The sequence below is a fragment of the Bartonella sp. AA81SXKL genome, from assembly GCF_042196945.1.
GTDB lineage: Bacteria > Pseudomonadota > Alphaproteobacteria > Rhizobiales > Rhizobiaceae > Bartonella.
On record NZ_JBHIRH010000025.1, the window covers coordinates 1 to 9,572 of the forward strand.

Here is a 9,572-nt window from a genome sequence, read left to right on the forward strand (position 1 = left end):
CAGCTTAGTGACGCCTCTACAAGATACCGTGCAACAGATAGAGCAATGTGTAACTCTGGAGTTCCCATGGACCTTGAGAAATGGCATTCAATTGACAGCAACCCTAGAGAAACAAGCTTTAGAAGCTTATCAAACTGTTCAAAACTTACTTACCGTGAAAGCATCTGTTGAAGATATAGCAGAGGCTCTTGATGTGCTTGAAGGTGGTTTGACAATGCAAAAAGTTTCAAATCCAGAGGCGCGTGCAAAGGCTTATATCGCTGCTCTTAACGGCATCTCACTCTGGTCTTTGTTGCAAGCTGTTAAAAATCTTATCCGTGGTGAGGCAAAAGGTATGTCAACAACCTTTGTCCCCTCATGTGCTGATCTGGCGCAGTATTGTCGTGATTTAGAAAGCGGGCTTTATGGTGTTGCTGAGAAGGTTTTTATAGCAGTTGAAAATACGCGTAACCTAGCCTTAGGAGGCAAGCGCATTTCATGCATGAGAATAGGCAAGCCTAATGAAGAGCAACATAACATTAGCAGTTCCAAAGCAGCCTAAAACAGCAAAATAGTGAAAAGTGCTGATCATTTTGGGATTAGATATGTATTTAAATCGACAAAAAGGTACCGTACAAAGCGATTTAAAGATTTTACGATGAAAAACACATCTGTAATATAAAATGCCCTGTACGGTCAAATTTAAGGTAAATAGACCAATTGGTAAAATTATGGACTAAAAACATGGAAATTTTAAAACAACTGTTCTTAACAAATCATAAACAACCCATGCAAAAAGAGTTTGTTGCAACAGCTGTTGGTTATGTTCCTTGGGGGGACGGAGCAGAGGAGTATTTTTACAACCTCTACGAATATGAAGACGGTACAAGAGAGTGTGAAAAGTTTGATGGCGGACAGTATTATACCACACCAGAAAATGCGGATTTTAGTACCAAAGCGCAAGTGAAAGCGTGGGTTTACGGTGGTGCTATTCCGAAAAGCGTTCTCAATTACGAGCCTCTTATAGACGAGATCAACAGAGAAATCAAAAAATTTTCAGAAGCTTCTGAAAAAACAATGATTAGATGCTAACTCATATCAGGAACAACTTGACAAATTTTTAAAAGCCATTAGGTTACGAAGCAGGCTTAAAACACCTGTAACCAATCGGTTCAATAGTATCCCGAAAGATCTGTTGCCCATCATAAGAAATTTTGTCCAGGGTCTTCACATGTATGTCCAAGGGTAACCTAAAGATGTGAAGGACTGAATTGGTTCGGTTGTTTTAGCCCTGGATACTTAAACTTTTAAAACAAAGGAACCAATATTATGAACACTCTTATTAAAATATCAGAAAAAATTATTGAAAAAGAAATTGTGCAAACGGTCAATGCTCGTGAGTTACACGCATTCATGGAAATAGGAAAACGTTTCGCTACTTGGATTACGGATCGTATTAATCAATATACATTTGAAGAAGGTAAAGACTTCATAAAAACACAAGATTTGCGGTTCCCAAAATTGGGAAGCGCAAAATCTAGAGCTGTTACAGTAATAGAATACCATCTCACTTTAGATATGGCAAAAGAGCTTTCCATGGTTGAACGCAACGAGAAAGGCAGACAAGCTCGTCGTTACTTTATCGAGTGTGAAAAAAAGTTAAAAAGCCAATCTGTTGATAATGACCGTGATACACGCTTTGATTTTCCAAAAGATTGGGATAAAATGTCTCCAACTAAAAAAGCTGTTTACATTTATGGCCCTCTCCACATGCATCTTGTTAAAGCCTTTACATTGGTAGAAGAAAGCAAACAGTATAAAACACTCATTGAAGAAGCAAAACAGGTTTTAGAAAAATCTGTTGTAAAAGCTGCTTAGATTTAAAAACATGATTTTATCTTCTCGTCTTCAAAGGCGAGGAGATAGTTAAGCCGCGTTTTTTATTGTAATAACGACTTGCTTGCCAAGAACACTCAGTGCTTGCTCTAAAGTTTGAAGCTTAGTTGGATAATTGGGGTCAAGAATGCGTCTTGCTTCTGTTTCTTTTTTACCCAAACGATGTGCCAATTCTGTTTTTGTAATATTCGCTTCATTAAAGGCTTCTACCACTGCGAGCTTAAGAGCATTCCACGCATCTACCGTAACTTCTACAAGGTCTTTGTACTGCCGTGGTGTAGGCAAAGGCAGACCGCGCATAGAATAGCTCCGTAATGCCAACCCTAAAGCTTCAACAGCATTCTCTAATGCCTCTACTCTATTTTCTCCAGCTGTTATTGCTTCAGGTACATCTGGAAAAGTCACAATAAAACCACCATCCGGATCAGTTTCAAATTTTGCTTGATACGTATATTCCATGTTTAGGTCTCCTCACTATGATCAAAATGTTTTTGAAACGAAAAATTAAAAACGTATGAAATACGAGTTTCATATTCCCAATTGTTTTTTTATTATCTTCACGTAAAGTGGCGTTAATTCACCCGATTTTATAACAGTTGTTTTGTCTCCAAAAGTTACCAAATAATGTGACCCTTTGCCTGCATCTGGAGCTTCACTGTAATGAAGACCTCTTTTTCTGGCTTCTTTGCGTAACTCTCTAAGCAGCGCTTCTCGTTTCATTTAGCCTCCCCTTAATTTGATAAAACCAATATCGCACAAAAAGGTTCGATTGTCAATAATAAATCAAGCAAAAAAGCCTCGCCTTTTTATAACACAGCTATTGAGTGAGTTTATCAAATAAGATTATAAAGTAATGCTTTAAAAAACTGTGATTAATTAACTGAAATAATTGAAAAAATAATAAAATTATGCTAAGATTTTTTACATATTAAAATACAAATTAAGGTAACAAAAAACATGCTAAACAAAGTGACATTAATAGGACGCCTCGGTGCTAACCCCGAAAGCAAAACCATGACTTCTGGAGCTGAAATAGTCAATTTTAGTATAGCAACTTCTGAAAGCTATACTGATAAAAAGACCAATCAAAAAATAGATAAAACGGAATGGCACTCCATTGTGGTTTTTAATCCACATTTAGCAAAAATTTCTCTTCAGTATCTCAGTAAAGGTTCAAAGGTTTACATAGAAGGCAAATTACAAACACGTAAATGGCAAGATAAAAATGGTCATGACCGTTACACAACAGAGATTGTCTTACCACAATTCAAAGGCGAGTTGTATTTGCTTGATGCCAAAAAAGAGCAATCGGCATTCCCTTCACCCATTACTTCTCAAAATTATGCTATCGCTTCAGGTGCTACTGATCATGGCACATCTCTTAACGATAGCATGCCATTCTGATTGAAAAAAATATGGCTAAAAGAAAAAAACGTACAAAACGTGGACGTCCTCGTATTAATGGATGTCTCAGAGAACCCAATGGTCGTATCTCGCGAGCAAAAATACCGCGTGAACCGATTGATAAATTGGCAATTGAAATGCGTGCCAAGCGATTTGGTTTGACCATAGAAGATGCTAAAAATCCGCTTTCCGCTACCTATATCGGACGGCTTTATCTGCAAGGTGTGATTAATCAAGATCAGTATGATGCTGCACAAAAATATCTTGAAGTGAGAAATAATTACCTCTGTGCAAAAGCCTTACCAAATGCAATTTATGATGACTTTACTCCATCTTTAAATGAAGAGGCAAAAAAACAATGGATTGAAAAAACTACTCATTACTATGAAGCAATGAAAGAGGTGCTAAAAGAAGCACAATGCCTTTATAGACAGCATAATCTTTATGCCGCACTACAATACATTGTTGTAGAAGAGCAATCGTTACCATATCTTGTTAATTCACTGTGTGTCGTTCTTAATGCGCTTCATAAGCATTTTACACAAAACCGCTAAATTCAAGCAGCATTTTGAATATTAATAGAGATCTCTTTTCCAAGAGCAATGAGAGTAGATTCTAAGGCATCTAATTTGGTTGCGTGGTTTAAATCCAACAATCGGTCAATTTGTATTGGATGAAGTTTTAAAAGACGTACGAGATCAGCTTTGCGTAAGTTTTTTTCAATCATAGCGTTATGTATTGCAATTTTTAAAGTCACCAATGAAGATACTTCAACAAAAGGATAGGCAATATCACGATGTCCAAAGGGAATAGGTTCACGATCTTGAAAACGCCCCATAATGACTGTTAAAAGTGCATTTTTAGCCTGTTCCAAAGCCTCTTTTTCATCGTTACCATAGGTAATAAATTCCTGAAAGTCTTTAGAGACGACTAGAAGAGTATCATTGTCATCTTTGATAAATTTGATTGCATATTTCATTTACACCTCCATATTCAGGCTTATTTTAGGTCAAGATCTTTAAGAATCTTCTGGACTAATCCTGTTCCTAATTCTTTTCGCGTACCATGCATAGGTAAAACGGACTTTTTAGAACCACGCTTTACAAGCAAATGCCCTCCCTTCCCTGAAGTAAAACTGCAACCATGCTTTGTAAGATATCTTTTCAATTCTTGACTATTCATTATAATAATATAACATCTAAAATGTTTCAATGCAACATAAATGTTGTATTGAAGGAAAATAAAGAACATCTTTTAAAACACCATATTTAGGTAAAAAAATAAAAAAATACAAGATCATGATTTTTTTGTTGACATAGTGTAAAAAATCGTATTTAATGACGCCACTGCACTAGTTGTATTGTGTCTAAAATTTAAAAATATCCCCAAAAATTCAGCAAAATGTGAACTTGAAGCGTGGCTAGAAAGCCCTGTTTTCTTGTTAATTCTGGCTAATTAATTTTTCACAGAATAAAAATCAATATTTGACTAATGATGTCATTAATTATGACTCAAAAGGAGCAATGATGAAAGCTGTCATCACTAAGCCAATGTGTGTTGTTGGAGACAATAAAAGCACTGTTCGCTTTGAACCATCAACACCCAATAATCCATTTGTTGAAGTTTCCAATCAAGTCTACGCACGTCTCAAGCGCGCCAATGCTGCAAAACTTTTTGTTGACGTCAAGACAACAGCAAAAACAGATAAGGCAATTGAACAAATTAAGCAGATAAAACAAGAAGCCGTACAAACATCGTCTGAACCAGTGACAGAGGAAATTCCACTCGAACAGCCAAAAGCATCTAAAGCTTCCAAGTCACCTACCCCAAAAAAGGCTTAGAAGTTGAAGTTAATCATCCACCAAAAATGGTATCTTCAACAGGTGAAGGATACCTTCACCAGTCTTCAAGCACCACGCCTTAATTGGGCTCTGCGTAATGCTCTAAACACTGCAGCAAAACAAGTTGAACGCTTCACTGAAAAGCAAGTTGCAGACATCTCATCAGCCCAAATAAAGCGTATAAGAAGAGGTGTTTATATTAAAGAAAAGGCGACAGCAAGGTTTCTTGAGACAGATATCATTGGTTCTGGAACACCAATACCTCTTAAATTTTTTAAAGTAAACGAAACAAAACGCGGCGTAACTTACACACTGTTTGGAAAGAAAGAAATCTTACCCCATGCTTTTATCAAGGGAGGCAGTTTTCCAAAGCGTGTTGATTTAAAAATGGGAGGGAATGTGTTTCAAAGAGATGACGGAGATCAATTCCCCATTGCAAAACAAGAAGGACCATCAATTGCTAAAGTGATGTCCAAGCCAGAGATTGCAAGTGCTATTGCACAATATGCCAATGAAAGATTAACCAAAAACATACAGAGACAACTTTCTCGTCAAGAATACGCTGCTAATAAGAAAGGCTAGATCATGTTCTCAAGCTTTATCTATATATTCCATATCCTTATGAGTTTAGGAATTACATATTCTTATTGCAACTTTAAAAACAGATTATCACTTATGCTTTGTTTTTTCATAAAAAAAATCAATAAAATCAATGCAAAAGGTACTTCTCAGCGGGTTGGCTTCGTTGCGGGGCAGGCGAGCGCGAACTATCGCTAGCGATAGAATTTTCAAATTGACTGTACATTGTACACTTAACTCATTGATAAATAATGATTTCAGTGTGTGTACTGTACAGTACGCGATTATTTTTAGATAAAAATTATTTTTATTCTTGACATTGTTGCGTTTATATATATTTTCGAATCAGGTGCCTGAAAACACCTTAAAACATCTAGCGGATTGATTGCCGAAATAATCGATCTTCTGTGCATTGCAAAGGCTTTGACTCATTATATGCGACAAGTGTATAATGACCTCATCGGGTGTAGTTACGCTATACAATACCCTTATGGGGAAAGCGTAACGACGGACTAGATGCCGTGTTTTCAGCACCCGATACCTTTTAAAGGTATCAATGAAAACCTCTAACATCTATGAGTTCATAATGAACACTCTTATAAAAATTACAGAAAGTGTTGCTAATAGTGCTACCACTCAGACTATGTCGAGTCGTGAAATTGCGGGGGTATGTAGTAAGAAGCATAAAAATGTTATGCGAGACATTAAACAAATATTTAGCGAGCTCAAATTTGAGCCGGCTAAGTTTTTAAGCAGTTATATTGATGAACAAGGAAAAACACGCCCTTGTTATAATTTACCCAAACGTGAATGTTTAATTCTTGTTTCTGGTTACAGCACTGCTTTACGAGCCAAAATCATTGACCGCTGGCAAGAATTAGAAAAACAGGTAGCCACACCACAAGTTGACTACTCTAAACCGGAGGCATTACTTGGTGTTTTGAATCACTTACAAAGTCAAATAGAGCAGAAAGATCATGTTATTGCAGAATTAGCACCAAAAGCAGAAGCGCTTGAAGGCTTAAAGCGTTCTGAGGGGGCTATGTGTGGCATCTTATTGTTTTTTATTCACGAGTAGTTGTTCAAGGAGCTTTTTGAGATCTTCTGAATTCATTGCCAGTAGGTGATTTAATGTAACGGTAGTGCGGACAGAATCTTCTAAACGAGCAAGAATTTCACCCGTAAGGCTACGATGATTTGCCTCAGCAAGCTCTTCCAATTGATTTTTCAGTTCAATTGGAATGAGAAATTTAAATTGCACACGATCTTTTTTTGTCATGCACCTAAAATATACCTAAAATACACTTGACACAAGGTACCTTTATGGTACTAAATATGTACATATGGAGGTAAAATGAAAACGATCCAATATAAAATAAATATGCCACATACATTAAAGGAGTGGTTGTTTAATCGGGCGACTGAGAATGATCGCTCTCTTTCATCTGAAATAATTAACATTCTCAAAAAAGAAAAAGCGCTAGAGCATAAGTCCGCAAAAACTCTCTCTAACGCTTTACATCTAACTAACCTGAAAGAGGTCAATTACAATGAATAATAGCACATACTTACCTATCAATAAAGACAAATTAATCAAATTACGAGAAGTCGAAAACGAGCCTCGTGTTCGCGATGTGGATTTAGCAGAAAAATTAGGGTTTGTTCGTACACGTGACGTTAGAAAATTAATTACAAGAAATATGCAAGAAATAGAACGGTTTGGGAGGTGCGCCACTGTGGCGCACGTAATAAAGGGCAATAACGTAACAGAATATTGGCTTAACGAAGAGCAGGCGTTATTGATTGCGACATTATCGAATACAGAAAAATCTTCTCAAGTCCGTTATATGCTTATTAAATTATTTGTTGCATGGCGTAGGGGCGAGATAAAGCAATCCTATGTTCAATCGATTGACTACTCCAGTCCAGCAGTAATGCTTGGTGTCTTAACGCATTTAAAAGATGAAAACGAGCGGAAAGACAATATCATTGCTAAATTAGCTCCAAAAGCAGAGGCTTTGGAAGGTTTAAAACGTTCTGATGGGCTGTTCGGTTTGATAGAAGCAGCAAAGATGTTAGAGGTACGACCAAAGGATTTAACTGATTACTTGCGTAAACATGATTGGGTGTATCGGCGTGCTCCAGGAGCGCCACTGTTACCTTATCAGGACAAGATCAAGAAAGGATTTATGGATTGTCCTGCTATTACCATTCAAAGACCTGATGGTACAGAAAAAGTGCTCCCTTCAACAAAAATTACACCAAAAGGATTAGCTTGTTTGAGAGAACAAATCCATGGAGGTGTGCAATGAATACCAGTATAGACTTCTTATGTGATTTGTGGATGGCATTGTATCAGTTTTCTGATCGTGATGATGTTGAAGATAAGACTTTTAATGCCCTCATTGAGACCATGAATGCAATAGAAGAAGCTGTGATTTTAAAACTTCAAGATGAATCGCCAAATGCACTCAGGATTTTAGCAATGATTACAAATTTTGGGTCTTTAAAACCTCCTCCGATTATGGAGCCTTTGTTGAAAGCTTATGAACCTGATTTGGAGAGCCCCATTAAAAAGGTTGCTTAAGTTCAAAAACAGAACTCTCCTCCCCGTTCTCAAAATGGGGAGGTGGTTAAGAAGGCAATAAAATTAAGGTGCGCTATACCAAGTTGATCGTCCACCACCATGACGTATCAAAAGACCTTTTTCAACTAATGATGTAAAAGTTACTTTAAGTGTATTAGGGCTTGCACCAACCTCACGCACCATATCGCGGGTTGTAACACGTCCGTGATTACGCACATAATCAAGAATATTAAGAGCCAATTCAGATAAGGAAAAAAGAGCATTTTTTTCAATCTCTATTTTTATTTCTAATTGGCGTTTTTGTTTTTGTAGAGCACGTAAAAAAAAGAGTATCCAAGGCTCCCAATTGGGTGTTTTAGTATAAATTGTTTTTTGAGTCTGATTCAGAGCTAAGTAATAGCTTTCTTTATTATTCTCAATAATGCTTTCAAGTGATGAATATGGTACATAAACATAACCTTTTTGTAACAAAAGAAGGGTGGTTAAGATACGGCTTAAACGTCCATTTCCATCTTGAAAAGGATGAATAGCTAAAAATGTTACATTAAAAATACCAATCGTAAGTAAAGGATGAAGATCCTTTAATTCATTGGTTTTATTGAACCAAGTAATAAGCTCTTGCATTCGGTATGGTGTATCAAATGGTGTAGCTGTTTCAAAAACAATGCCAACCATTTTCCCTTGAGAATTAAATGCTACTACATCATTGCGTAAAGTCTTATATTCACCTCGATGTCGTTGATCTTTCTCACTATTACACAAAAGATCACGATGAAGTTGTTTAATATGATTTTCAGTAATAGAAATATCACTCCAAGATTGAAAGATTGTTTCCATAACCTTGGCATAACCGATAACTTCTTGTTCATCACGACTCTTGAAACGTTTAATTTCTAAGTTTACCAAAAGCTGTTCGATTTCGCGGTCTGTTAACTTACTCCCTTCAATGCGTGTAGAAGATCCAATACTTTCAACAGTAGCAATATGGCGAAGGGCGTTCAATCTTTCAGGGGCAAGAGTACCAAGTGCGCGCCATGCCCCTTTGAACTCATCAATTTCAGCAATGAGAGCCAACAATTCTTGTGTAATTTGGAGTGTATCTGTTTTCATACCGGAATATATACCCGATTATACCCGATTGTCAATCATTCGTAACACCGTAAACTCTTACTTCTTATGGCAGAGAAAAAGCAAGGAGCAACTATGAATAAGAAGCATCGTAAGGGTTTATCGGTTCGTGCGTTTGCGAAGAAGATGGGTGTTTCACATAATGCGGTGGTTTCTCG

At 36.9% G+C, this 9,572-nt stretch carries 16 protein-coding genes and 1 pseudogene; 11 read left to right on the forward strand and 6 right to left on the reverse strand.

The window, feature by feature from the left end; all coding sequences use genetic code 11:
- The 3 genes from ACFINZ_RS08400 to ACFINZ_RS08410 all read left to right on the forward strand — a co-directional run.
- A partial coding sequence (locus ACFINZ_RS08400; protein ID WP_375701318.1) for a hypothetical protein occupies nucleotides 1–541 on the forward strand: 541 nt, incomplete at its 5' end.
- 182 nt (nucleotides 542–723) lie between these two features.
- The gene (locus tag ACFINZ_RS08405) at nucleotides 724–1,071 is read left to right on the forward strand and encodes a hypothetical protein (protein WP_375701319.1); all 348 of its coding nucleotides are present in this window, start codon (nucleotides 724–726) and stop codon (nucleotides 1,069–1,071) included.
- 237 nt (nucleotides 1,072–1,308) lie between these two features.
- Entirely contained in the window at nucleotides 1,309–1,857 is a 549-nt protein-coding gene (locus ACFINZ_RS08410) for an antA/AntB antirepressor family protein (protein ID WP_375701320.1), read from the forward strand.
- Between the two features lie 48 nt (nucleotides 1,858–1,905).
- Here the strand turns inward: ACFINZ_RS08410 and ACFINZ_RS08415 are convergent, their stop codons facing one another.
- Both ACFINZ_RS08415 and ACFINZ_RS08420 read right to left on the reverse strand, forming a co-directional pair.
- Nucleotides 1,906–2,334: a type II toxin-antitoxin system HicB family antitoxin gene (locus ACFINZ_RS08415; RefSeq protein ID WP_375633209.1), complete on the reverse strand. Its 429-nt coding sequence runs from the start codon at nucleotides 2,332–2,334 to the stop codon at nucleotides 1,906–1,908.
- 69 nt (nucleotides 2,335–2,403) lie between these two features.
- Nucleotides 2,404–2,595 carry a hypothetical protein gene (locus tag ACFINZ_RS08420; protein ID WP_038473479.1) on the reverse strand — a complete coding sequence of 64 codons (192 nt, stop codon included), beginning with the start codon at nucleotides 2,593–2,595 and terminating at the stop codon, nucleotides 2,404–2,406.
- 237 nt (nucleotides 2,596–2,832) lie between these two features.
- Between ACFINZ_RS08420 and ssb the strand changes: the two genes are divergently transcribed.
- Both ssb and ACFINZ_RS08430 read left to right on the forward strand, forming a co-directional pair.
- A complete protein-coding gene (ssb, locus tag ACFINZ_RS08425; protein WP_375633210.1) occupies nucleotides 2,833–3,279 on the forward strand; it encodes a single-stranded DNA-binding protein in 447 nt (148 codons plus the stop codon).
- A gap of 11 nt (nucleotides 3,280–3,290) precedes the next feature.
- A complete protein-coding gene (locus tag ACFINZ_RS08430; protein WP_375637177.1) occupies nucleotides 3,291–3,833 on the forward strand; it encodes a hypothetical protein in 543 nt (180 codons plus the stop codon).
- A 2-nt stretch (nucleotides 3,834–3,835) separates the two neighbouring features.
- On the opposite strand, the gene ACFINZ_RS08435 is transcribed toward ACFINZ_RS08430, so the two are convergent.
- On the reverse strand, nucleotides 3,836–4,258 hold the full coding sequence (locus ACFINZ_RS08435; RefSeq protein ID WP_375637175.1) for a type II toxin-antitoxin system HicB family antitoxin: 423 nt from the start codon (nucleotides 4,256–4,258) through the stop codon (nucleotides 3,836–3,838).
- 20 nt (nucleotides 4,259–4,278) lie between these two features.
- The gene (locus ACFINZ_RS08440; RefSeq protein ID WP_019220217.1) at nucleotides 4,279–4,461 is read right to left on the reverse strand and encodes a type II toxin-antitoxin system HicA family toxin; all 183 of its coding nucleotides are present in this window, start codon (nucleotides 4,459–4,461) and stop codon (nucleotides 4,279–4,281) included.
- Nucleotides 4,462–4,805: 344 nt separating this feature from the next.
- Here ACFINZ_RS08440 and ACFINZ_RS08445 point away from each other — a divergent pair, with 344 nt between their 5' ends.
- The 3 genes and pseudogenes from ACFINZ_RS08445 to ACFINZ_RS08455 all read left to right on the forward strand — a co-directional run.
- Nucleotides 4,806–5,120 (forward strand): hypothetical protein, encoded by a 315-nt coding sequence (locus ACFINZ_RS08445; RefSeq protein WP_375655788.1) that lies wholly within the window; start codon nucleotides 4,806–4,808, stop codon nucleotides 5,118–5,120.
- Between the two features lie 3 nt (nucleotides 5,121–5,123).
- Nucleotides 5,124–5,702, forward strand: coding sequence for a hypothetical protein (locus ACFINZ_RS08450; protein WP_375701321.1), 579 nt, complete (start codon nucleotides 5,124–5,126; stop codon nucleotides 5,700–5,702).
- A gap of 583 nt (nucleotides 5,703–6,285) precedes the next feature.
- Nucleotides 6,286–6,738, forward strand: a pseudogene (locus ACFINZ_RS08455) (Rha family transcriptional regulator); the annotation flags it as partial.
- A gap of 15 nt (nucleotides 6,739–6,753) precedes the next feature.
- On the opposite strand, the gene ACFINZ_RS08460 reads toward ACFINZ_RS08455, so the two are convergent.
- Nucleotides 6,754–6,978 (reverse strand): Arc family DNA-binding protein, encoded by a 225-nt coding sequence (locus ACFINZ_RS08460; protein WP_375612370.1) that lies wholly within the window; start codon nucleotides 6,976–6,978, stop codon nucleotides 6,754–6,756.
- A gap of 75 nt (nucleotides 6,979–7,053) precedes the next feature.
- Here ACFINZ_RS08460 and ACFINZ_RS08465 point away from each other — a divergent pair, with 75 nt between their 5' ends.
- Genes ACFINZ_RS08465 through ACFINZ_RS08475 form a run of 3 tightly spaced genes read left to right on the forward strand, consistent with a single transcriptional unit; the run spans nucleotide 7,054 to nucleotide 8,286 of the window.
- Complete coding sequence (locus ACFINZ_RS08465; RefSeq protein WP_004859798.1) at nucleotides 7,054–7,257, forward strand: Arc family DNA-binding protein; 204 nt, start codon at nucleotides 7,054–7,056, stop codon at nucleotides 7,255–7,257.
- The gene (locus tag ACFINZ_RS08470) at nucleotides 7,250–8,011 is read left to right on the forward strand and encodes a phage antirepressor KilAC domain-containing protein (RefSeq protein ID WP_375633229.1); all 762 of its coding nucleotides are present in this window, start codon (nucleotides 7,250–7,252) and stop codon (nucleotides 8,009–8,011) included. Before ACFINZ_RS08465 ends, ACFINZ_RS08470 begins: the two co-directional genes overlap by 8 nt.
- Nucleotides 8,008–8,286, forward strand: coding sequence for a hypothetical protein (locus ACFINZ_RS08475; protein ID WP_375635103.1), 279 nt, complete (start codon nucleotides 8,008–8,010; stop codon nucleotides 8,284–8,286). The genes ACFINZ_RS08470 and ACFINZ_RS08475 overlap by 4 nt, the downstream gene beginning before the upstream one ends.
- Nucleotides 8,287–8,349: 63 nt before the next feature.
- Here the strand turns inward: ACFINZ_RS08475 and ACFINZ_RS08480 are convergent, their stop codons facing one another.
- Nucleotides 8,350–9,396, reverse strand: coding sequence for a Fic family protein (locus ACFINZ_RS08480; protein ID WP_375701322.1), 1,047 nt, complete (start codon nucleotides 9,394–9,396; stop codon nucleotides 8,350–8,352).
- Nucleotides 9,397–9,572 lie beyond the last annotated feature (176 nt).

Bases quoted from the DNA above. Each gene is read 5' to 3' on its own strand.
- ACFINZ_RS08480 (WP_375701322.1), bottom strand. From the start codon at position 9,396: ATGAAAACAGATACACTCCAAATTACACAAGAATTGTTGGCTCTCATT.
- ACFINZ_RS08410 (WP_375701320.1), top strand. From the start codon at position 1,309: ATGAACACTCTTATTAAAATATCAGAAAAAATTATTGAAAAAGAAATT.
- ACFINZ_RS08460 (WP_375612370.1), bottom strand. From the start codon at position 6,978: ATGACAAAAAAAGATCGTGTGCAATTTAAATTTCTCATTCCAATTGAA.
- ACFINZ_RS08420 (WP_038473479.1), bottom strand. From the start codon at position 2,595: ATGAAACGAGAAGCGCTGCTTAGAGAGTTACGCAAAGAAGCCAGAAAA.
- ACFINZ_RS08445 (WP_375655788.1), top strand. From the start codon at position 4,806: ATGAAAGCTGTCATCACTAAGCCAATGTGTGTTGTTGGAGACAATAAA.
- ACFINZ_RS08415 (WP_375633209.1), bottom strand. From the start codon at position 2,334: ATGGAATATACGTATCAAGCAAAATTTGAAACTGATCCGGATGGTGGT.
- ACFINZ_RS08465 (WP_004859798.1), top strand. From the start codon at position 7,054: ATGAAAACGATCCAATATAAAATAAATATGCCACATACATTAAAGGAG.
- ACFINZ_RS08430 (WP_375637177.1), top strand. From the start codon at position 3,291: ATGGCTAAAAGAAAAAAACGTACAAAACGTGGACGTCCTCGTATTAAT.
- ACFINZ_RS08435 (WP_375637175.1), bottom strand. From the start codon at position 4,258: ATGAAATATGCAATCAAATTTATCAAAGATGACAATGATACTCTTCTA.
- ssb (WP_375633210.1), top strand. From the start codon at position 2,833: ATGCTAAACAAAGTGACATTAATAGGACGCCTCGGTGCTAACCCCGAA.
- ACFINZ_RS08470 (WP_375633229.1), top strand. From the start codon at position 7,250: ATGAATAATAGCACATACTTACCTATCAATAAAGACAAATTAATCAAA.
- ACFINZ_RS08475 (WP_375635103.1), top strand. From the start codon at position 8,008: ATGAATACCAGTATAGACTTCTTATGTGATTTGTGGATGGCATTGTAT.
- ACFINZ_RS08440 (WP_019220217.1), bottom strand. From the start codon at position 4,461: ATGAATAGTCAAGAATTGAAAAGATATCTTACAAAGCATGGTTGCAGT.
- ACFINZ_RS08405 (WP_375701319.1), top strand. From the start codon at position 724: ATGGAAATTTTAAAACAACTGTTCTTAACAAATCATAAACAACCCATG.